Consider the following 20,848-nt stretch of genomic DNA (forward strand, 5'->3'; position numbering starts at 1 on the left):
CGCATGAATGCACGGCGCGACACGATCGGCGCTTATATTCTTGGCCTTGGCATGCTTGCCCTGGCGATATTCATAACGCTGAGTTTTTACGCGCCGAACTTTCTGTCGAGGGCCAATCTGAGTTCGATGGGGTCACAATTCCCCGAATTCGGTGTGCTCGCGCTCGCACTTCTGCCGACGATGATCTCAGGCGGAATAGACCTTTCCGTTGTTGCCATTGCGAACCTGTCGTCGATTATTGCCGCGCTGCTTTTGAGGGCGGGACCGGAGTATGCCTGGATGGCAATCCCGGCCGCTTTACTGACGGGACTCGCGTGCGGGGCGCTCAATGGCTGTCTGATCGCCTATCTGCGACTGCCGCCGATCCTGGCAACGCTCGGCACGCTGCAACTCTTCGGCGGGATTGGCATCGTGATCACCGGCGGCCCGGCCATAACCGGCCTTCCGGCGTGGTACGGGGCATGGGGCAACTGGTCGATCGGCGGGTTCTTGCCTGTGCCTCTTGTGATTTTCACCGTTGTCGCGCTTCTGATGGGGCTGTTCCTGCGATTCACGGCGACCGGTATGCGCACCCGTCTCTACGGGGCCAATCCGCGCGCGGCGCGCTTCGTCGGCATTCAAGAGCAGAGGCTCGTCATCAAGATCTACGCGACTGCCGGCTTTATCGCCTCGATCGCAGGTCTGATTATCCTGGCGCGGGTCAATTCCGCCAATGCCGATTACGGCGGCTCCTATCTGCTGCTCGTCATTCTGATCAACATACTGGCGGGCGTCAGCCCCTTTGGCGGGATCGGCTCGACGCTGGGCGTGGTTATGGCGGTTCTGACACTCCAGCTCATCTCGTCGGGCCTGAATTTTCTGGCCTTCACCGCCTTCGCGCGCGACCTTTTCTTTGGCGCGCTTCTTATCACCATCATGTCGCTACGCGTCATCGTCGAGGACCGCATCGGCGATCTCAAAGTTCTGTTTTCGAGGCCATCTCCATGACCGACCGCCTACGTCAAGATCTCAATGCATTGATGCTAATCCCGGGTCTGTCGGGCCATGAGGACAGGGTTCGACGATATATCCGCGACCTGATGGAGGAAGCAGGGATCGCCTGCCGCACCGACAGGCTCGGCAATTTGATCGCCACGCTCGACGGCGACGAAGGTGCGCCAAGCGTGATGCTTTTTGCCCATACCGACCAGCTCGGTTTCATCGTTCGCAAGATAGAAGCCAACGGGCTGATCCGCGTCGAGCGTCTCGGCGGCATACCGGAAAAAGCGCTGCCGGCGCAAAGTGTGCTTCTGTGCGTTGGCGAGGGACGCGATGTTCGCGGCATCGTCGCGAACAAGAGCCATCACGCGACCCCGCCGGAGGAGAAGTACAAGGTCACGCCTTACGCGGATCTGTTCATCGACATTGGTGAAGAAAGCGCCGATGCGGTGCGGGCGCTGGGGATCGAGATTGGCACACCTGTCGTCTACGAGCCAAACGTCTTCGATCTCGGTGAGCATCGCATCGCGGGTACATCTGTCGACGACCGGGCGGGATGCGCTGTCATCGTGGAAGCGGCGCGCCGTTTGAAGCAACTGCCTTCACGTCCCACGATCCATTTCGTTTTCGCCGTATTGGAGGAGTTCAATCTGCGCGGGGCTATGGTGGCCGCACAGTCGCTTCATCCCCACATTGCGATCCAGCTCGACCTCGCGCTTACCTCCGACACGCCCGACATGCTGCATCGCGGCGAGGTGCGTATGGGTGCCGGACCGGCGATCTCGCATTATTCTTTTCACGGGCGAGGCACGCTCAATGGCACGATCCCGCATCCTGCTGTCGTCGATGTGGTGCAGCGCGCCGCAAGCGAAGACGGTATCCCTCTCCAGCATACGGCCCATGTCGGCGCGTTGACTGACTCGTCTTATGTCCAGCTCGTCGGCGAAGGCGTGGCTTGCGTCGATCTTTGCTTTCCTAGCCGGTATACGCACACCTCATTGGAGGTTTGCGACATGCGCGATCTGGAGGGACTGACGGCGCTCGTTGTTGGTGCCATCGGGCGCATGGGGAAGAATTTTGACCTCGATCGGGATCGCTACACATGAGCGATGCCTTTCTCGGCATAGACATAGGCACGTTCGAAACGAAGGGCGTCATCGTGTCCGATACTGGCGAGATTCTCGCATCGGCACGCCGTTCGCATCGTATGATCGTGCCACGTTCTGGCTGGGCCGAGCACGATGCGGAAACCCATTGGTGGGGCGAGTTTCGGGACATAGCGCGGGAGGTGATCGCCACGTGCGGCCTGCCTGCTTCGGAAATTCGTGCGGTTGGCGCCAGCGGCATCGGCCCGTGCATGCTGCCGGTGGATGCCGACGGCGCGCCGTTGATGAACGCTGTACTCTATGGAGTTGACACGCGCGCCCATGCGGAGATCGTGGACCTGACCGGTGCGATTGGCGAGGAGACACTCTTGCTGCGGACCGGCAATGGGCTGACTTCGCAGTCTGTTGGGCCGAAAATTCTCTGGCTGAAGCGCAATCGGCCCGACATTTACGAAAAAGCCGCAGCTTTTGTGAATTCGTCGACCTTCATCGTCGAACGTTTGACGGGCGAGCGCGTGCTCGATCATTATTCGGCGTCGAGTTTCTCGCCGCTCTACGATATGCGCACCAATGATTGGGCCGATGACCTCATGGACGGTATCGTCGAGCGTGAGCGGCTGCCACGTCTTCTCTGGTCGAGCGAGATCGCCGGCCACGTAACCGCGCGCGCCGCTGAGGAAACCGGGCTGGCTGCGGGCACCCCTGTCATCGCCGGTACAATCGATGCCGCCGCCGAGGCGCTGAGCGTCGGTGTTTCCCGGCCCGGCGAAATGATGCTGATGTACGGTTCTACGATCTTCATCATCCTCGTAACGGACGAGGCTGCGACCGATCCCCGGCTGTGGTACGCACCGTGGCTCTTTCCTGGTCGCCACGCGATGATGGCGGGCCTTGCCACAAGCGGTACGCTGACACACTGGTTTCGCGACCGCTTTGCCCGCGAACTTGCCGACGACGAGGCGATGGCCAAGCTGGCGCAGGAGGCTGCCTCGTCGCCGCCCGGAGCGAACGGCGTGATCGTGTTGCCCTATTTTTCGGGTGAGCGCACGCCGATCCATGACCCCCACGCCAAGGGTCTGATCTTCGGGCTCGATCTGACCCACGAGCGGGGCGACATCTATCGCGCGGTTCTGGAGGGAATTGCCTACGGCGTTCGCCATGTCCTGGAAACGTTTGGCGAAACGGGAAATCCGCCAAAGAGCGTCACTGCGGTTGGCGGCGGCGTGCGCAACAAAGTCTGGTTGCAGGCCGTTTCCGACATTTCTGCAAGTGCGCAGGTTCTACGCAAAGAGAGTTTCGGCGCCAGTTTCGGAAGCGCGTTCCTTGCCGCCATCGGCGTAGGCGCGGCGCGGGAGAGCGACATCGAACGCTGGAATGCGCCTGCGGGACGCGTGGACCCGCGAAGCGACCTGATGGCGCTCTATGACGACGGTTTTCATACATATCGTGGCCTCTACGAGGCGACACAGAGCTTCATGCGTGCCGAGCGCAAGGCATGATTGGGGAACGGCCTTCCCGAAAGGCCTAAAATGGGAGAGTGAAATGGCTTTTGGATTGAGAAAGGTAATCATCGGGGCGATGGCCGCCTCCTTGCTGTCAGGCGGCTACGTCCTAAGTGCAGGTGCACAGGACACGCGCGAGATCGTGACGGTCGTCAAACTATCGGGCATCGCGTGGTTCAACCGGATGGAAGAGGGCGTCCGTAACTACGCCAAAGCCACCGGCAACAACGCAACGCAGGTCGGCGCGGCTACCGCCGATGCCGCGTTGCAGGTGCAATTGATCGAGGATCTGATCGCCCGCGGCGTGGACGCCATCACGGTGGTTCCGAACTCGCCACAGACACTGGAGCCTGTGCTTGCCCGCGCGCTCGAAAACAAAATTGTCGTGATTGGTCACGAGGGCGCCACGCTCCAGAATATCACCTACGATCTCGAAGCGTTCGACAACAAGGCCTATGGCGAACATCTGATGGAACGCCTGGCGACCGAAATGGGCGGCGAGGGCGAATATGTTGCGTTCGTCGGCTATCTGACCTCGGTGACGCACAATGAATGGGTCGACGCGGCAATTGCCTATCAGGAAGCCAAATATCCAAAAATGAAACTCGTCGGCGGCAAGCAGGAATCGGCCGAACAGCAGCAGACAGCGTATCAGAAAATGCGCGAATTGCTGCGCACCTATCCGAACCTGAAGGGCATGCAGGGCTCCGCCGGTGAGGATGTCGTTGGTGCAGCGCTCGCGGTTGAAGAGGCTGGCCTTTCCGATCAGGTCTCGATCGTCGGAACCAGCCTTGCGTCCGTTGCAGGGCCCTATGTCGAAACCGGCGAGATCGACATGATCTCCTTCTGGGATCCGGCGCTCGCTGGCTACGCGATGAACGTGCTGGCGGAAAAAGCGCTCAAGGGCGAGACAGTTAAAACCGGCGACGATCTTGGCGTCGAGGGTTACAACAATGTCCGCGTCGACGGTAAGGTTGTTTACGGTCAGGCCTGGGTCGACGTGACGAAGGAAAATCTCGATCAGTACGACTTCTGATACTTGCGAAGGGACCGCTGCGCCGTAGCGTGGCGGTCCCGCGGCAGGAAACAGATCGGAGCTTCGATGGCCGAACCCATTCTTCAGATCGACGGCGTTCGAAAGGCTTACGGGCCGGTTCGAGTGCTCGAGGACGTGTCCTTGACCCTACAGCCGGGTGAGGTGCGATGCCTTGCGGGTGAGAACGGGTCGGGAAAATCCACCCTGATCAAAATACTGTCAGGCATCGTGGCGGCCGATGCAGGCACCGTGCGCATCGCCGGTCACGAGCTTGCAAATGATCCCGCTGCCGCCATCGATGCCGGTCTGTCGGTGATCTACCAGGATTTTTCACTGTTTCCCAATCTGCTTGTGGCCGAGAACATTGCATTCCTGCGCAGCGTGGCCCGGGGCGACCGCTGGCACAGGCGCGGAAACGACACCAGGCTTGCCACCGATACGCTTGCGCGAATGGGCGTCGACATCGATCCGTCAATGCCGGTCGAATTCCTTCCCGTCGCGTCGAAGCAGCTTGTCGCAATTGCCCGCGCGCTTGCCAATGATGCGCGCATCATCGTTATGGACGAGCCAACCACGGCGCTGACGCGCTCGGAGGTCCGCCGCCTGCAGGGCATCATCGAAGCACTCAAGAAGGACGGCGTTGCGTTCCTGTTCGTCAGTCACAAGACGGAGGAAATCTTTGCTTTCTGCGATACGATCACCGTGTTGCGGGACGGCCGCGTCGTGGCCGAAGGCCGGGCTGACCAGTTCGACCCCGCCCGGCTGGCTCGCGACATGACCGGACGTGACATCGAGACCCATCGACTGGTGCGCGAGACGGCGCCGTCAGCCGGACCGGTAATTGTCACGCGAGGCCTGACGCACTTCGGAGCTTACGCCGACATCGATCTGTCGATCGTTCCTGGCGAGATCGTCGCGCTGGTCGGCCTGCTGGGCTCTGGCCGCACCGACCTTGCGCTTTCGCTGTTCGGCGAGATCCAGCCCGACCAGGGCACCATCGAGTTCAAGGGTGTGGAACGCCGCTTTCGGAAGCCGATCGAAGCGATGGACGCGGGCATTGCCTATGTGCCGGAGGATCGCCTGACCGAGGGCCTTTTTCTGGATCAGCCGATCGGTGACAACATCGCAATTGCATCTCTGCAGAAGAGCGGTCTGGTCGATCGCCGCGCGCTCAACCAGCGCGCCAGGGATGCGGTGAAACGGTTGCGCATCAAGACGCCGGGTATCGAGCCGCCCGTCGCTACGCTTTCGGGCGGCAACCAGCAGCGTGTCGTGCTCGCGCGCTGGATGGAGCGGGCACCCGAACTGATGATCCTCAACCGACCGACCGTCGGTGTCGATATTGGCTCGAAGCGCGAAATCCATGAGATTTTGCTTCAGTTGCGCGGCGCAGGGACCGCCGTGCTCGTCGTCACGGACGACATCGGCGAGGCGCTTGCGTTGTCTGACCGTATTCTCGTCATGGTCCGCGGACGCATCACCGCCACGTTCGACGCTGACAGCGTCGACGAGGAACGTCTATCATCGGCAGTGACCGAGGAGGGATCGGTACGATGAATGCCGCCACACGAATATTGATGTCGCCTCAAAGCGTCGTCGTCATCGCCGCGATTGCATTTGCCCTGGTGATCGGCATCATCAATCCGAACTTCCTGTCGGTCGCGACGATCGTCGACTTGTTGCGCAATTCGCTGGTAACGGCGATCTTCGCGCTCGGCGTGATGATGGTGCTGGCGTCCGGCGGCATCGACGTCTCCTTTCCGGCCATTGGCGCCTTCGCCATGTACACGACCATCACGCTCGTACTTGGCGTCGATTTCAACGTCCCGGTCGTCATGCTCTTCGTCGTCAGTGCGATGATCGGCGCCGCGCTCGGCTTGGTGAATGGCATCCTCATCGGAGGCCTCGGCCTGCCGACGCTGATCGTGACGCTCGGTACACTCAGCCTCTACCGCGGTATGCTGCTGACTTTCGTGGGCACGACCTACATCACGAACGTGCCGCGCAATGTCATCTCTTTCGCACGCACCATGATTGTGCGCATGGAGAACGCCGTCGGCCAGCTCGCCTCGCTACCGCTCTCCTTCGTCGTTCTGGTCGGCGTCACCGCGTTCGTCGCTTTCCTGATGAACCTGACGAAGTTTGGCCGCGCCATCTATGCGATTGGCGGTTCGGAGGAGGGCGCACGACGCATCGGCATTAGGGTCGGCCGCACCAAAGTCATAATCTATGTCATCGTCGGTGCGATCGCGGGGCTTGCCGGAATGACGCATATGACGCTTTCGCGCATGGCCAATCCGTTCGACCTCGTCGGCATGGAGCTCAACGTCATTGCTGCGGTCGTCCTGGGCGGCGCAAGGATCACCGGCGGGTACGGAACCGTCACCGGTACATTGCTGGGTGCACTGCTGATCACGATGATCAACACCTCGCTGCTTAGCGCGGGCGTGCCGTCCTACTGGCAGCGCGTCGTCGTCGGCATGCTTATCATCGTCGGCACCGGCTTGCCGATCATCATCGACCGGCTGGCCAAGCGCCGCGAGCGCCTCGCGCAGACGTCGATCTGAATATTGGGAAGGAGCTCATTGCCATGAAGAAAATCCTCAACGATCCGGTCGACTATGTCGATGAGATGCTGGATGGTTTTATCGCTGCGCATCCCGAATTCTATGCCCAGCCCGAACGGCGTGTCATAGCGCGGCCGGAAGGTGCGACGAAGGGGAAGGTCGGTATCGTCACAGGTGGCGGGTCCGGCCATTTGCCGGTCTTCACCGGCTATGTGGGGCCTGGTTTCCTCGACGCTTGTGCCATCGGTGATGTCTTCGCCAGCCCATCGGCAGAGCAGATGGCGAGCGCGATCCGTCATGCCGACGGCGGCGCTGGCGTGCTGCGCCTTTACGGCAATTACGGCGGCGATGTCATGAATTTCGACATGGCTGGCGAGATGGTGGAGATGGAAAACGACATTGTCACCAGCACCGTACTTCTCGCCGATGACATCGTCTCTGCGCCGAAGGAAGAGGCTGCCAAGCGCCGCGGCGTAGCCGGTATGATCTATGCGTTCAAGATTGCTGGCGGCTGTGCCGATAAGATGGCCGATCTCGACGAGGTGACACGCGTCGCGCAAAAGGCTGCGGACGCTTGTCGGTCGATCGGTATGGCGCTGACGCCCTGTATCGTGCCGCAGGCAGGCAAGGCGAATTTCGAGCTCGGCGAGAACGAAATGGAAATGGGTATGGGCATCCATGGTGAGCCCGGCATCTGGCGCGATGCGCTACGCCCGGCCGACGAGATTGTCGATGAAATGATCGACCGCATCCTGGACGATCATGCTTTTGCCAAGGGCGATCGTCTGTCCGTTCTCGTCAATTCGCTCGGCGCGACGCCGCTCGAAGAACTCTACATCATGTATCGGCGCGTGCGGCAGCGTTTCGCCGATATTGGTGCTGAGATCGTCATGCCGCTGGTCGGGCGCTACGCGACTTCTATGGAAATGACCGGCGCAACGATAACGACCGTCGCGCTCGATGAGGAGCTAGAACGCTATCTGAAGGCGCCCGCCGCCTGCGCTTACTGGCGCGTGTCATGACGAAGATAGATAGCACAACACTCGAGAGCGCCTTGCAAAGGGTTGCAGAAGGTGCCGCCGGCGCGGCGGCGGAATTGAACGCGGCGGACGGCCAGCTTGGCGATGGCGATCTGGGCATCACCGTTTCCAAGGGCTTTGCAGAGGCGGCCGCGGCTGCGTTGCCCGCCGATGTCGGGCTTGCCTTTCTGGAGTGCGCCAAGGCATTTCAGCGGGTTTCGTCTTCGTCATATGGAACACTGGTCGCTACTGGCTTCATGGCGGCCGCGAAGGGTGCGAAAGGCAGCCAAACGCTCGATGTGGCGGCCATACCCGCACTGGTGGTAGCGGCACGTGACGCGATGATCGCGCGCGGTAAAGGAGAACTCGGCGCGAAATCGGTTCTCGACAGCTTGGATGCCTGCGCCAAGGCGATTGACGGGGTGAGTGCGGAAGATATGGGTGAGAAGGCGGTTGCATCGGCCCGCGACACGCTTACTGCTTTCAAAGGACGCCCGTGCAAGCTCGGACGTGCGCGCATGTTTGCCGAAAAGAGTGCTCAGCTCGACGATCCCGGCCAACTCGCCTTTCTGCGTATCGTTGAAGCGGCGTTCCCGGAAGCTGCCTAGAAAGCGGAGGTGCCTTCCGCCGCAGCTTCCCATAATGAATGAAACTCCCGGTGAATTATGCTCATCAGGGTTTGGGAACGACGGTCGCCAGCTTTCTGAAAGGTGTGAGAACTTCCAGCGATATTGGCGAGCCCTTCGGCACACGCACAATCGAGCCCGGCTTCAGGCGCACTGCTGCAGCGGAGCCCAGCGTGCATATTGCCTCGCCTTCGAAGACGACGAATGTCTCTTCGATCGGTCTTGCCGGATAGTCATAGACACCGGGCTCAGCCTTCCAGACAGCGACGATCGTTCCGGCGTCGCCTTCGTCTTTCCAGATTGGTCGGCGCCATGACCCGCCATCACGGCCTTTGGCAGCGAGGCCGGGTTCCAGATCCTTGTCGTCCATTATGTCGAGTATCATTTCGTTTCCTTGTCGGTTGAAGTGATTGTTCAGGCGTGCGGCGGTAGCGGCACGCGATCTCGTTTGGTGCGGATCCAATCCGCCACACGGTAGTAGCGAAGGCTCAGTTGCGGCCCGAAGCTCATGTAGAAGGGAGCGGCACGAAGTGGCTCGACTTTCAACGAAAGATCCTGTTCGGGCACACCCATCGCCCATTCGGAAAGAATGCCTCCGAGCATGCTTCCGGTCGGCACTCCGCGCCCTGAAAGGCCGGTCAGGCCGATGACGCCGGGTGCGAGCGAATAGAGACGCGGCACGGTGCGATACTGCATGTCGAGTTCGCCGAACCAGAGATATTCCCAGCGTAGCTTCTGTTTTATCTGCGGATTGAGCCATGTCAGGCGATCAGTCAGAACCTGCCGCGTGTAGTCGAGATCGCGACCGCGACGTCCCATTGGAAACATCGAAGCGACGATGCGCCCGTTGGCATCGTATTTGTAAACGAAGATATCGCCGCGCCCATCATGAAGTGTAGTGTTTTGTGGCAGGACGTTTCTGCGCTCTTCGTCCGATAAAGGCTGCGTGGCGGCGACGAAGACGCGCATGATCTTGAAGGTCTGGTCGAGTTTTGGCCAACCTTCGACCGTGTAGGCGCCGGTCGCGAAAATTACTTTGTCTGTATTCACCGAACCGGTCGATGTTTTTACAAGCCAGCCCGAACCCTCTCGCTCGACACCCGTCACCTTCGATTTGGTGTAGATCGCTCCGCCTTCCTGCATGACGGCGCGGGCAAGGCCGCGCGCATAGCCCAGCGGATTGAGGTGGCCTGCTTCACTATGAAACCAGCCGCCGTGAAAACGCGGGCTGCCGGTTATGCGCTCGACTTCATGCTTTTCGATAAGTTGAGTCTTTGCTCCGACCGCATTGTATTCGCTTACTTTCTTCTCGATCTCCGCAAGCGCACTCGGGCGGGCAGCGGCTTGAACATAGCCATTCTGCTGCCATTCGCATTGCATCTGATACCCATTGATCATTTCGCTGACGCGATCGTTCGCGCGGGTCTGGCGCGCGATCAGGCGTTCGGCCCAAGGCTCTCCTAGAATGCGGCGCAGATCTGAAAGGCTGTAATGCGTAAAGGTCGGCGTACAATGGCCGGCATTTCGACCGGAGCCGCCGAAGCCGGCTTCCTCGGCTTCGAGCAGCACGACCTTCACACCTTTGCGTGCAAGCTCCAAGGCCGTGGTCAGACCGGTATAGCCCGCGCCGACCACGCAAACATCTGCCTGAACGAGCTCTTCCAACGCGGTCGTTTGGGGCGCTGGAGCCGCTGTGGCGAACCACAGTGAGTCCTGAAACGGTGAGAATTTGCTCATCGTATCATGCCCTCAATTCAGATCGCTTCGCGCGTCGAGCGCATCGCGCAACCCGTCGCCAATGAAGTTGAAGCTGGTGACGGCAAGCGTGATTGCGATGCCCGGCACGATTGCCAGCCACGGTGCACTGGCGAGATATTGCTGCGCGCCGTTCAACATGTTTCCCCAGCTTGGAAGCGGCGGCTGGATGCCATAGCCGAGGAAGCTGACATAGGCTTCGAGCAGAATTGCGCGCGCGACTGTCAGCGTGGCAGCGACGATAATCGGGCCGATGGCGTTGGGCAGCAATTCGCGGAACATGATCCATCGGTTCGACAGGCCGACCATCCGCGCCGCCATGACAAAATCGCGTTCTCGCAAGGAACGGACTTCCGCCTCGACAATCCGGGCGATTTCCATCCAGCTTGTGACCGCGATGATGACCGTGATCATCAGCGGGCTGGGCTTGATGAAGGCAGCAAGCGCCAGCAATAGAAAGATGCTTGGAAACGACAGGAATGCATCGACGAAACGCATGAGGACGGCACCTAGGCGTCCGCCATAATAGCCAGCGACGACGCCGATCACCGCGCCGATCAACGTGCTGAGAAGCATGGCGAAGAAGCCGACAAGGAGCGAAATTCGCCCGGCCATGAAGAGGCGGACGGCGAGATCGCGCCCAAGCGGGTCGGTTCCGAAGATATGATAGCCGCTGAATGGCGGTGCAAAGCGGTTTCTGACGTCGATCTGCAATTCCGTGTAGGGGATGAGATAAGGGCCGAAGACGCAAGCCAGTATCAACAGGACGATCATTGCAACGCCGAGCATCGCAAGCCTGTGGCGGGCAAAGCGGCGAACGGTGCGGCTTCGCCACCAGCGCGAAGGCGGTTCAGCGTTTACGGGAATTTCGATGGCTGTGCTCATTGCGCTGCTCCTAGCCTAGCCGGATACGAGGATCGACGATGGCGACCAGAAGGTCGGCTATCAGATTGCCGATGAGGACGAGGATGGCGGAAAACATCAAAAGCCCCATCACGACCGGATAGTCGTTGTAGCCAAGGCTATCGAGAAACAGCCGCCCCATGCCGGGCCAGGTGAAAACCGTTTCAGTTACGAGCGCGCCTCCGAGGATTGCAGGCACCTGCAATCCGGCCAGTGTGATCATTGGCAGAAGAGCATTTCCGATGACATGCTTGGAAAGCACGCGGCGCGGGCTGACGCCTTTGGCTTTTGCGGTTCGTACGAAATCCTGATTGATAACGTCGAGCGTGGCACTGCGCATATACCGGCTCCACACCGCAACGTTTACCAGCGCCAGAACGAGGCTCGGCATGACGAGGTGGATTGCATAGTCGCTCAGCGAGCCGTTTCCGATCGTGTACATGTTGCCGGCTGGCAGCCACTGAAGTTTTACCGAAAACAGGTAGATGGCGACGAGACCAAACCAGAAGGTCGGGATGGAAAGCGCGACCATCGCGCCGACAGTCGCTAAATAATCGAACACCGAATAGCGTCGCGTCGCGCCCTGTATGCCGACCCATGTGCCGACAATGATCGAGATGATTGTGGATGTGCCCATAAGCAGCAGGGTTGCGAACAGATGCCCGCCGATGACGTCAAGAACAGGCCTGCTGTCACGGTAGGAGCGGCCCCAATCGCCGCGCACCAGATTCCACAGCCAGTCGAGATATTGAATCGGAAGAGGGCGGTTCAGTCCCATCTGCTCGGCGATGCGGTCGAGCGCTTCCTGTGTCATTCCCGGTGTGAGCGTATATTGCGATAGCGGCCCGCCCGGAGCCAAATTCAGGATAGCGAAGCCGATCACGGACACCAGCAGCAAAAGCACAAGGCTTTGCCACAGGCGGCCCAAAAGATAACGCAGCATGACATCTGTCTCCACATGTCGGGGAGCGGCGGCAACGCCTCTCCGAGATCAGGACCTGCCGCCCGCCGCAGATGCGGCGAGCGACAGCGGGAGGTGCGAGGCTGTTTAAGCCTTGCGCCAGGTGTTCACGTTCCATGTGTCGATGCGGACATTGATGTTTGGAAGCACACCCTGAACTTCCTTCTTCTGTCCGCGTACGATCGTGTACTGGAACATCGGAAGCAGAGGCAGTTCTTCGCGGACGATCTCCTGGATCTTCATATAGACCGCCTTACGCTCTTCCGGCACGAAGAGCTTGCCGCCTTCTTCGAGCAGTTTGTCGACTTCGGGATTTGCATATTGCCAGGTGTTCTGGCCGGAGCCGCCCTTCGCAACACTGGATGTCGAAGCCATGTAGTCCGAAGTGTCAGGATCGGAGCCGGTTACGAAATTGATGCCGACAACGACGGAATCGAATTCCGACTTCATCCAGTAATCGCCCCACATAACTGCGGGGGGCAGGTTGGAAATCGTCATTTCGACGCCGATTTCGACGAAGTTCTGCTGAATAAGCTGCTGTACCTGCTCACGGATCTGGTTGCCTGCCGTGGTCGAGTTTGTGAAGGAAAGACGCACGCCATCCTTCTCGCGAATGCCGCCAGAGCCTGGCACCCATCCTGCCTCATCAAGAAGCTGGTTTGCTTTTTCGATGCTGAACTCATGCTTCGGCAGGTCGGCATTGTAGTAGAAAGACTGCTGCGGCATGTAGCTTTCGGTTGGCGTTGGCAGGCCATAATAAAGCGCATCGATGATCGAGGCTTTGTCGATGGCGAGATAGAGCGCGCGTCGAACGGCAGGGTCCTTGAACTGCGGGCGCTCCATATTGAGGCTGATGGATTCGACAGTCGAGTTCGGAACGACCTGCACGTCCTTGCCGTCCAGAGCCTTGGCTTCCTCATAATGATCCGGCGTGATCCACTGGAGACCGGTGACATCGATGTCGCCTGTCTTGAACTGCGTATAGAGCACGGTGAGATCCGGAATATACTTGACGACCAGACGTTCAATATACGGTCCATCGCCGAAATAATCGGGGTTGGCCGTCAGTTCGATGTGGTCGCCTGCAACGCGGTTGGTCCATTTGAACGGGCCGGTGCCGATCGGCGCATTGTTATAGGCGGCCTTGTTCTTGTCTTCCTCCGCACCCAAAGCATGTTTCGGCACGATGAAGGTGGCGGCAAGGATCGACGCATAAGGCGCGAAGGGCTGCTCCATGCGCCAAGTGATTTCGGTCGGCGAAACCACTTTGATGTCGCGCACAAATTCATGCCCGGTGCGGCGCCAGCTCAGGAAGTTTGGATCGACCAGCAATTCCAGTGTGAACTTGACGTCCTCCGCAGTGAAGGGCGTGCCGTCATGCCATTTTGCGTCGTCGCGGAGCTTGATTTTCCACTGAAGGCCATCTGCGGAAATGCCGCCATTTTCGACGGTCGGCACTTCGGCGGCGAGTGAGGGTGTGAATTTGCCGTCGCCATCGACCGCGAAAAGCGGGTCGAAAACGGCAAAATGTACGCCTTCATCCACTTCGATATGAAGCAGATGCGGATTGAAGACAGTAGGTTCCTGCGAAAAGCCAATGACGATCTGGCCTGTCGGCGTTTCGGATGCGGCGTATGCGCGGCTCTTGCCGAGCAGGCTTGGCACGACGAGGCCGGATGCGCCGGCAAAAACCATCATCGACAGGGCTTGGCGGCGGGTTGGATTCAACAGGGAGTTCTTGGGTTCAGACATAGCGTGTTCCTTTGCTTTGCTAATGCATTCGCAACTCTGGAGGCATTTTCTGAGCACTGCTTTCTTTGAGCAGCTTGCATGCGGCCGGGTCTCAATCCGGCTTCTAAAATCCGCTGATCAGCTCGATCTTCGAACCGTCTGAAAAGCGGGAAAAACGGAAATTCGCAGGATCGACCAATGGCGCTCGTCCCGTAACGATATCGGCCATCAGGCGTCCGGCGGCAGGACCGATGCCGAAGCCATGACCCGAAAAGCCGGTGGCGATGTGAAAGCCGGGAATGGTATCGATGGCTGAAATGACTGGAACCGCGTCCGGTGTCACGTCGATCATGCCTGCCCAGCGCTGCGCGATCTGAGCGTTTGCGAAAGCGGGGAATGCCTTGCGCAAATTGTCGAACGCGACGTCGGATAGTTTGGTCGATGGCTTGGGGTCGAGAACGCGGCAATATTCGAACGGGCTCGGTTCGTCGAGCGACCACTTGCTCGCAATGCGCGCCTCATCAAAGAAGCGTCCGCCGACGCGGAATTTGAGCGAACGCCATTCCTTGGTGAGTGCAGGCAGAAAATCCAGCGCGAAGCGGAACGATTTCGGTACGATGTCGACGATGTTCTCGTGGCCGGAGGCGATCGTATAGCCTCCGTCCTGGCGCTTGCGAACGGCAAAGCCGTTCGACCAGATCGCTTCGTCCGGCCCGCCTTCCAGAGGCTTTGTGCGGATGACCGAGTTCAGGACTTTGAGCTGCGGCAGGCGAAGACCCAGCGTTCCGGCAAAAAGGCTCGACCATGCGCCGCCCGCGAGAACGACGGATTTGCAGGCGATAGGCCCGCGCTCCGTCACCACGCCGCTAATCGCGCCGCCTTGCGTTTCGATGCCGCGCACCGCGCATTCGGTCAGGATGGCAACACCCTTTCGGCGTGCTGCTTCGGCGATAGCCGGGGCTGCCTTTTGAGGTTCGGCCCGTCCATCGGCAGACGTGTAGAGCGCGCCGGTTACATCCAGCTTCGAATCTGGAAATTTCCGGGCGAACTGCGCGCGGTCGAGCATTCTCGACTCTATCTGATAGCCATCGAGATTGCGCTGCCAGCGTTCGTGATCGGCGAATTCGGCTTCGGTCTTGCACGTGAAGATGATTCCGGCCTTCTTGTAGCCGGTGTCCGCGCCGAGCCGCTGATCCATCCCGCTCCACATGCGCAGCGCTTCGGCCATGAGCGGTACTTCCCGCGGGTCGCGACGGGTTATGCGTACCCAGCCCCAATTGCGGCTCGATTGTTCATGCCCGATGCCGCCTTTCTCGCAAAGCGCAACACGCAGGCCGCGTTCGGAAAGTTCGAGGGCGGTGGATGCGCCTATTATGCCGCCGCCGATGACGACGACATCGACTTCCTTGGGCAGTTCTGCATCGCCATGTACGGGTACGACGTATGGGCCGGGCATCAGAAGGTCTCTTCAAGTTGGCAATTGATTGCGAATTCGGCGACGCTCGCTTCATTCGGAAGATCGAGCAGCATGACGATGATGCGGGCAATGTCGCGGGGATCGGTCATCAGCTTTTCTTCACGGTCGCTGATGCTGCGCGCCATATCGGTCGCGACGAAGCCGGGGCAGATTGCGGTGGCACGTATGCCGAGATCGAAGCCCTCATGGCGTATGCCGTGCGCGAGCGCAACGGCTGCGAATTTGCTCATCGCATAGAGACCTGAGCGGATCGATTTCACCCGCTTGCCGGACAGCGAAGCAAGAATGATCACGCGCCCGCGTCCGGTCTTTCCGAGTTCGGCCCAGGCGGCCTTCACCAGCCGTCGCGGGGCTTTCACATTAACGTCGAGCAAGTTGTTCAGCTCATCGTCTTCGGCAGCGATTACCCCGCTTGAGCTCACAATTCCGGCATTGGCGACAACAGCATCGATACCGCCGAATTTAGCGACGGTTTCTGCAGCCCACGCATTTTCGAGACCTTCGCGAGCGTCATAGCGGTAGAGGCAGATGCGGGCAGGGTCTGCCGCCCACGTAGGCATTTGAGGTTCGCGCATACCCAGCGACACGTTCCATCCGGCGGCATAAAGAGCTTCGGAAACTGCTGCACCGATGCCTCTGTTGGCACCCGATATCATTGCAATGCGTGGGCTGCTCATTGCTTTTAGTCCTTAAAACCGACCATCCGCCGGTAAACCTTGCGAAGCGCGCGCACGACCAACTCGTGCTCCTCGTCTGTCAGATCGCAAAAGAACTGCCGCGACTGCGTCTGGATGATTCCTTCCACGGTGACCGAAAGCGCAGCACCTTTCTCGGTTATGTAGAGTTCCTGCGCGCGGCCATCTTCCGCCGAATCTTCACGACGCAGGAGATCATGCGCTTCCATCTGATCGATGAGACGACCCATGGCGGAACGGTCCCGCTGGATGATCTGCGCAATGGTGGAAGACCGTATGCCGGGATAGGTATTTACAAGCAGAAGGGTGCTGATCTTGCCGGTGCCTTTTGCGACATCCAGCCCTTCGAGCTTCTCATCCAGATCGCGCGAAACCGCTCGGTTCAGGGTTCTTATAAAAAAGCTCAAAGTGTCGTTGAAAACGCCCAGATCCACCTCATCGAGGCTTTTCGGCGGAATATTCTGCGTTTTAGCGTCCATAAATCAGACCTCCAGGCACAAGGGATCGTTCCGCTTCCGGCAACGGAAATGCGGCACCAACCGTGCGAGATACGCAATTTGAATGTCTGGGTCGAGCTTAACAAAGTGATGGACAATTACAACTATCTTTACGTCAGCCGGAAAATTTCTTTGCGCGAGACTGTGAAGCAGGCATAGAAAATTGCTCGCGCGGAAGCATTCGCGACGAAGTTCATCACTAGACGTTAAATTGCCTGTTCAGGCGGCAGAGGCTGCCGGTGTCCCGCCCGGTATCGCTGCGACCAGCTTGCGGGTGTAGTCGTGCTGCGGTGCCAGAAACACTTGTTCGGGCGGACCGTGTTCGACAATCGTACCCTTGTACATAACCGCGACCTCGTCGCAGATATCGCTGGCGACGCGCAGGTCATGCGTAATGAACATCATCGCGACATTGGTCTCTTTTTGCGCCTTGGCGAGAAGCCGCAGAATCTGCGCCTGAATGGAAACGTCCAGAGCGGAAACGGCTTCGTCGGCGACCAGTAGTGCGGGATCGAACATCAGTGCCCGTGCAATGCCGACGCGCTGGCGTTGCCCGCCGGAAAACTCGTGCGGAAAGCGGTTGTACGAACCCCGGTCCAAGCCGACGAGATCGAGCAAATTCATCGCCTTGTCGCGTGCCTGCACGGCCGTCATGCCTTGTGCAATCGGACCGGCGGTCAGAATGCGTCCAATCGTGCTTCTCGGGTTGAGCGATGCAAATGGGTCCTGAAACACCATCTGGACGCGCGGCCGCAACGGTCTGAATTCTTTTTCGGAAAGTGGAGCGATGTCGCGGCCTTCGAAGATGATCTTGCCGCCATCGCAATCGAGCAGCTTCATCACGACACGTCCGAGCGAGGATTTACCGGAGCCGGATTCACCGACGATACCGAGCGTCTTGCCTTCGCGTATTTTGAAGCTGACGCCATCGACGGCCTTTACCACACGCCCCTTTTGAAAAAGCCCGCTCGGTGAAGCGTATGTTTTTCGCAAGTCCTCGACTTCGAGGACGATCGGTGTATCGGCAACTTCCCGGCGGGCCTGCGAGCGCATTTGGGGAACGGCGGCAATCAGACGTTTGGTGTAGGGATGCTGCGGGTTTTCGAGGACTTCGGCGGCGGTTCCCTGTTCGACCAGAATGCCTTTTTCCATGACCATCACACGATCGGCGATCTCGGCGACGACGCCAAAATCGTGGGTGATGAACATCACGCTCATCTGCTTACGCTCTTGAATCTTCTTGATGAGATCAAGGATTTGCGCCTGCGTTGTGACGTCGAGCGCGGTCGTCGGTTCGTCCGCGATCAGCACTTGGGGATCGAGCGCCAATGCCATGGCGATCATGACGCGCTGCCTTTGCCCGCCGGAGAGCCTGAACGGATATTGATGCTGCAGCGCGGCGGGGTCCGGTAACCCAACCTCGTTCAGAAGCTCCACTACTTTCCCTGCACGGGATTTGGGATTTCCGACCGAATGCGCTTCCATGACCTCCGATATCTGGTCGCCGATTGTCATCAGCGGATTAAGGGCGGACAAAGGGTCCTGAAAGATCATTGCGATGTCGCGACCACGCATGGCCCGCAAAGTTTCGCCGCTCAGGCCGACAATGTCCTTGCCGTTGAAGAAAATGTTGCCTGCCGAAATCGCGATCGATGAGGGAAGAAGTCCCATGATCGCATTAGCGGTCACGGATTTTCCGGAGCCGGATTCGCCAATGATACAGAGGATTTCACCAGCTCTAAGATCGAAGGAGATGTCCTTCACCGCAAAGGCGCGTTCCATATTGAGAGGCAGGGAGACGTTCAGTCCCTGCACTGAAAGAACGGGCTGTTCGGCGGGGCTGGCATCCTGAAGAATCTGCTGCGACATTCTCTTCACATTCCTTCTCAAGGTTCGAATGGACACGCGCCGAGCGGCCGATTGAGAAAAGGCTATGATTTTTAATGGACATTTACAACTATTAGCTCATACGTGGCCGGTCCCTCATTGAGATTCATGCGCGACGTGAAATTACTTGGGGCCGACGAGATATAAAGCTGCGGTGATGTTTTCGTCCTGGGAACGTTAAAACGAATGAATGTCATTTATGATTGTGACATTCACCAAGCCTCTGAATCACCAAACACAAATTGGCGCGACGTTTCCTGCGTAGTTCAGAAAACGCGATCCAGCAGCAATCCCGTATCGTATCATCGTGCCGGTGAATCCGCGATGGAACCCTTACGGGCTCTGGGATCGTTTCGATAACCGGTGGTAGAGGCGGCAAGCGCGCCGCGAAGCAGCAGAACTTCGCCACCGGCCAGAATATCCTCGCGGATCGCGGCGCGGGCGGCAGGACCATTGGCAGTGCGAATGGCCTCGACGACCGAATAGTGGTGCTCGATCATGACGCGTCCGCCTTGCCGATAGCCGGACGAAATCAGTGGACCCATTTGCAGCCAGAGGTTCTCCAGAAGGGCGCGCAGGATTTGCATGCCGCCAATCTCCGGCAGGGCGAAGTGAAACTTCTGGTTCATCCGCAGGCCTTGCAGGTGGTCACCTGCGGCAAGGGCGGTTTCATTGTCGTGCAGAAGACTCTCCAGAAAAAGAATATCTTCCGTGGAGGCGTGCTGCGCGGCACGCTCGGCTGCCAGCCCTTCAAGCTCCAGACGGATGGCCCGGATTTCTAGATAGCGGGAGCGCTCCAGTAGCGGTACGCGGATGTCGCGCGGACTCTGGAATTGAAGCCCTCCATTATTGACCAGGCGCAGGACCGCATCGCGAACAGGCGTCACGCTGACTCCCATCTCATCGGCAAGATCACGGATCTTGAGCCGGGTGCCCGGAGTCAATGCACCGGACATCAACGCATTCGCGAGCCGATCGTAGACTTCAACAGCAAGACCAGTTTTATCTAAGCTTGGCCCACTCAATTATCTTTTTCCCCCAAACTGGAGTGTTCCGCGGGCCAGTTTACGGCGCCATGCAGGAATTGTTCGAGACAATCGCCAATGACCGAGATCTGATATCCCCCTTCTTGGACAACCACGACGGGAATATCAAGAGAGCCGACTATCTGGCCGGCCGTGAGGAAGGCCTCGGTCGTAACCTCAACGAGGCTCAGCGGGTCTTCGGCATGGGTATCATAGCCAAGCGCGAGCACCACGACTTCGGCCCCATAGGCCCTGATCGCATCTGCGCCGCACTGAGTACCTGCGAGGAATGCCTCATTGCCGCTATGTGGCGGGAGAGGGATGTTAAGATTGTAGCCTTCTCCTGCGCCATGTCCGGTCTCATGCGGGCGTCCGGTAAAGAACGGATTATAGTGATCGGTGTCGACATGGACCGAGACCGTCATCACGTCATTGCGGCGGTAGAAGATTTCCTGCGTGCCGTCGCCGTGATGGGCGTCGATATCGAGGACCGCGACTTTCCCGAACTTTCCGCGCAGACGCTGGGCGGCAATCGCAGCATTGTTCATGTAGCAGAAGCCGGTAGCTCTATCGGCACGGCAATGATGCCCGGAGGGCCGGCAGAGCGCATATGCCAGCTTCTCGCCCGCTATCACGGCCTCGGCGGCAGCGGTCGCCGTATGTGTCGAGTGCAGAGCCGAACGATAGGTAAACTCGCTGATCGGAACCGCTAAGTCGCCAAGATAATAGCCGGTCTGCGCCAGAAGCTGGTTGGTCGGGCAGGGGGGACGTGCGTCCTTTGCCGGATCGCCGTTCCAATAAGGAAAGGTGTTGGGTAACACTTCCGGTCCGTGATCTGGCAGTTCGAGCCAGCGCTGGTAGGCGGTTTCGAGATAGTCGAGATAGTGTGCCGGATGAATGGCAGCGGCGGGTGCGCGACCATAATCCGACGGCGTTTCCGCCTTGATCCCTAAGCGCGCCAGCGCATCCAACAGTTTTTCGGTACGCTCCGGGATGTCGGTCGGATCGGCAAGGCGGCCGTACCGCATGAACTGCTTTGGCGAATGGAGAGCCTGATCGGGGTGATAGAAGGCGCGCATGTCT

19 protein-coding genes are annotated in these 20,848 nt (G+C 59.1%); 8 read left to right on the forward strand and 11 right to left on the reverse strand.

The genetic code is table 11. The features are described 5' to 3' along the window. Positions 1-3: 3 nt before the first annotated feature. The 8 genes from ABFT80_RS13240 (at position 4) to ABFT80_RS13275 (ending at position 8,816) form a co-directional block, all read left to right on the forward strand. Complete coding sequence (locus ABFT80_RS13240; protein ID WP_347972395.1) at positions 4-987, forward strand: ABC transporter permease; 984 nt, start codon at positions 4-6, stop codon at positions 985-987. Next, entirely contained in the window at positions 984-2,084 is a 1,101-nt protein-coding gene (locus tag ABFT80_RS13245) for a M42 family metallopeptidase (protein WP_347972396.1), read from the forward strand. The genes ABFT80_RS13240 and ABFT80_RS13245 overlap by 4 nt, the downstream gene beginning before the upstream one ends. Continuing rightward, the gene (locus ABFT80_RS13250) at positions 2,081-3,583 is read left to right on the forward strand and encodes an FGGY-family carbohydrate kinase (RefSeq protein ID WP_347972397.1); all 1,503 of its coding nucleotides are present in this window, start codon (positions 2,081-2,083) and stop codon (positions 3,581-3,583) included. Before ABFT80_RS13245 ends, ABFT80_RS13250 begins: the two co-directional genes overlap by 4 nt. Positions 3,584-3,626: 43 nt before the next feature. Next, positions 3,627-4,622, forward strand: a complete 996-nt coding sequence (locus ABFT80_RS13255) for an autoinducer 2 ABC transporter substrate-binding protein (protein ID WP_347972398.1) — start codon at positions 3,627-3,629, stop codon at positions 4,620-4,622. Positions 4,623-4,688: 66 nt separating this feature from the next. Then, positions 4,689-6,179, forward strand: coding sequence for a sugar ABC transporter ATP-binding protein (locus ABFT80_RS13260; RefSeq protein WP_347972399.1), 1,491 nt, complete (start codon positions 4,689-4,691; stop codon positions 6,177-6,179). Next, on the forward strand, positions 6,176-7,189 hold the full coding sequence (locus tag ABFT80_RS13265; protein ID WP_347972400.1) for an ABC transporter permease: 1,014 nt from the start codon (positions 6,176-6,178) through the stop codon (positions 7,187-7,189). The genes ABFT80_RS13260 and ABFT80_RS13265 overlap by 4 nt, the downstream gene beginning before the upstream one ends. Before the next feature lie 23 nt (positions 7,190-7,212). Further along, positions 7,213-8,211: a dihydroxyacetone kinase subunit DhaK gene (locus ABFT80_RS13270; protein ID WP_347972401.1), complete on the forward strand. Its 999-nt coding sequence runs from the start codon at positions 7,213-7,215 to the stop codon at positions 8,209-8,211. Then, entirely contained in the window at positions 8,208-8,816 is a 609-nt protein-coding gene (locus ABFT80_RS13275) for a DAK2 domain-containing protein (protein ID WP_347972402.1), read from the forward strand. Before ABFT80_RS13270 ends, ABFT80_RS13275 begins: the two co-directional genes overlap by 4 nt. Positions 8,817-8,880: 64 nt before the next feature. Here the strand turns inward: ABFT80_RS13275 and ABFT80_RS13280 are convergent, their stop codons facing one another. The 11 genes from ABFT80_RS13280 to ABFT80_RS13330 all read right to left on the reverse strand — a co-directional run bounded on the left by ABFT80_RS13280 (position 8,881) and on the right by ABFT80_RS13330 (position 20,844). Next, positions 8,881-9,219: a cupin domain-containing protein gene (locus tag ABFT80_RS13280; protein WP_347972403.1), complete on the reverse strand. Its 339-nt coding sequence runs from the start codon at positions 9,217-9,219 to the stop codon at positions 8,881-8,883. A 29-nt stretch (positions 9,220-9,248) separates the two neighbouring features. Continuing rightward, positions 9,249-10,571 carry an NAD(P)/FAD-dependent oxidoreductase gene (locus ABFT80_RS13285; RefSeq protein WP_347972404.1) on the reverse strand — a complete coding sequence of 441 codons (1,323 nt, stop codon included), beginning with the start codon at positions 10,569-10,571 and terminating at the stop codon, positions 9,249-9,251. Between the two features lie 12 nt (positions 10,572-10,583). Next, positions 10,584-11,474 carry an ABC transporter permease gene (locus ABFT80_RS13290; RefSeq protein ID WP_347972405.1) on the reverse strand — a complete coding sequence of 297 codons (891 nt, stop codon included), beginning with the start codon at positions 11,472-11,474 and terminating at the stop codon, positions 10,584-10,586. Between the two features lie 10 nt (positions 11,475-11,484). Beyond that, positions 11,485-12,435, reverse strand: a complete 951-nt coding sequence (locus ABFT80_RS13295; RefSeq protein ID WP_347972406.1) for an ABC transporter permease — start codon at positions 12,433-12,435, stop codon at positions 11,485-11,487. A 105-nt stretch (positions 12,436-12,540) separates the two neighbouring features. After that, entirely contained in the window at positions 12,541-14,205 is a 1,665-nt protein-coding gene (locus tag ABFT80_RS13300; protein WP_347972407.1) for a peptide ABC transporter substrate-binding protein, read from the reverse strand. Between the two features lie 103 nt (positions 14,206-14,308). Then, complete coding sequence (locus ABFT80_RS13305) at positions 14,309-15,640, reverse strand: NAD(P)/FAD-dependent oxidoreductase (protein WP_347972408.1); 1,332 nt, start codon at positions 15,638-15,640, stop codon at positions 14,309-14,311. After that, positions 15,640-16,338, reverse strand: coding sequence for an SDR family NAD(P)-dependent oxidoreductase (locus ABFT80_RS13310; protein ID WP_347972409.1), 699 nt, complete (start codon positions 16,336-16,338; stop codon positions 15,640-15,642). The genes ABFT80_RS13305 and ABFT80_RS13310 overlap by 1 nt, the downstream gene beginning before the upstream one ends. A gap of 5 nt (positions 16,339-16,343) precedes the next feature. Beyond that, positions 16,344-16,835: a MarR family winged helix-turn-helix transcriptional regulator gene (locus ABFT80_RS13315; protein ID WP_347972410.1), complete on the reverse strand. Its 492-nt coding sequence runs from the start codon at positions 16,833-16,835 to the stop codon at positions 16,344-16,346. Positions 16,836-17,072: 237 nt separating this feature from the next. Further along, a complete protein-coding gene (locus ABFT80_RS13320) occupies positions 17,073-18,722 on the reverse strand; it encodes an ABC transporter ATP-binding protein (RefSeq protein WP_347972411.1) in 1,650 nt (549 codons plus the stop codon). Positions 18,723-19,042: 320 nt separating this feature from the next. Next, a complete protein-coding gene (locus ABFT80_RS13325; protein ID WP_347972412.1) occupies positions 19,043-19,765 on the reverse strand; it encodes a GntR family transcriptional regulator in 723 nt (240 codons plus the stop codon). After that, positions 19,762-20,844 (reverse strand): histone deacetylase family protein, encoded by a 1,083-nt coding sequence (locus ABFT80_RS13330; RefSeq protein ID WP_347972413.1) that lies wholly within the window; start codon positions 20,842-20,844, stop codon positions 19,762-19,764. The genes ABFT80_RS13325 and ABFT80_RS13330 overlap by 4 nt, the downstream gene beginning before the upstream one ends. Positions 20,845-20,848: the final 4 nt, after the last annotated feature.

Source organism: Foliimonas ilicis (assembly GCF_039939195.1).
In the GTDB taxonomy this organism is placed as follows: Bacteria; Pseudomonadota; Alphaproteobacteria; order Rhizobiales; family Rhizobiaceae; genus Foliimonas; species Foliimonas ilicis.

What these genes read in the sequence shown, in the direction of transcription:
- ABFT80_RS13240 (WP_347972395.1), top strand. Translation starts at nt 4, where the DNA reads ATGAATGCACGGCGCGACACGATCGGCGCTTATATTCTTGGCCTTGGC.
- ABFT80_RS13245 (WP_347972396.1), top strand. Translation starts at nt 984, where the DNA reads ATGACCGACCGCCTACGTCAAGATCTCAATGCATTGATGCTAATCCCG.
- ABFT80_RS13250 (WP_347972397.1), top strand. Translation starts at nt 2,081, where the DNA reads ATGAGCGATGCCTTTCTCGGCATAGACATAGGCACGTTCGAAACGAAG.
- ABFT80_RS13255 (WP_347972398.1), top strand. Translation starts at nt 3,627, where the DNA reads ATGGCTTTTGGATTGAGAAAGGTAATCATCGGGGCGATGGCCGCCTCC.
- ABFT80_RS13260 (WP_347972399.1), top strand. Translation starts at nt 4,689, where the DNA reads ATGGCCGAACCCATTCTTCAGATCGACGGCGTTCGAAAGGCTTACGGG.
- ABFT80_RS13265 (WP_347972400.1), top strand. Translation starts at nt 6,176, where the DNA reads ATGAATGCCGCCACACGAATATTGATGTCGCCTCAAAGCGTCGTCGTC.
- ABFT80_RS13270 (WP_347972401.1), top strand. Translation starts at nt 7,213, where the DNA reads ATGAAGAAAATCCTCAACGATCCGGTCGACTATGTCGATGAGATGCTG.
- ABFT80_RS13275 (WP_347972402.1), top strand. Translation starts at nt 8,208, where the DNA reads ATGACGAAGATAGATAGCACAACACTCGAGAGCGCCTTGCAAAGGGTT.
- ABFT80_RS13280 (WP_347972403.1), bottom strand. Translation starts at nt 9,219, where the DNA reads ATGATACTCGACATAATGGACGACAAGGATCTGGAACCCGGCCTCGCT.
- ABFT80_RS13285 (WP_347972404.1), bottom strand. Translation starts at nt 10,571, where the DNA reads ATGAGCAAATTCTCACCGTTTCAGGACTCACTGTGGTTCGCCACAGCG.
- ABFT80_RS13290 (WP_347972405.1), bottom strand. Translation starts at nt 11,474, where the DNA reads ATGAGCACAGCCATCGAAATTCCCGTAAACGCTGAACCGCCTTCGCGC.
- ABFT80_RS13295 (WP_347972406.1), bottom strand. Translation starts at nt 12,435, where the DNA reads ATGCTGCGTTATCTTTTGGGCCGCCTGTGGCAAAGCCTTGTGCTTTTG.
- ABFT80_RS13300 (WP_347972407.1), bottom strand. Translation starts at nt 14,205, where the DNA reads ATGTCTGAACCCAAGAACTCCCTGTTGAATCCAACCCGCCGCCAAGCC.
- ABFT80_RS13305 (WP_347972408.1), bottom strand. Translation starts at nt 15,640, where the DNA reads ATGCCCGGCCCATACGTCGTACCCGTACATGGCGATGCAGAACTGCCC.
- ABFT80_RS13310 (WP_347972409.1), bottom strand. Translation starts at nt 16,338, where the DNA reads ATGAGCAGCCCACGCATTGCAATGATATCGGGTGCCAACAGAGGCATC.
- ABFT80_RS13315 (WP_347972410.1), bottom strand. Translation starts at nt 16,835, where the DNA reads ATGGACGCTAAAACGCAGAATATTCCGCCGAAAAGCCTCGATGAGGTG.
- ABFT80_RS13320 (WP_347972411.1), bottom strand. Translation starts at nt 18,722, where the DNA reads ATGTCGCAGCAGATTCTTCAGGATGCCAGCCCCGCCGAACAGCCCGTT.
- ABFT80_RS13330 (WP_347972413.1), bottom strand. Translation starts at nt 20,844, where the DNA reads ATGCGCGCCTTCTATCACCCCGATCAGGCTCTCCATTCGCCAAAGCAG.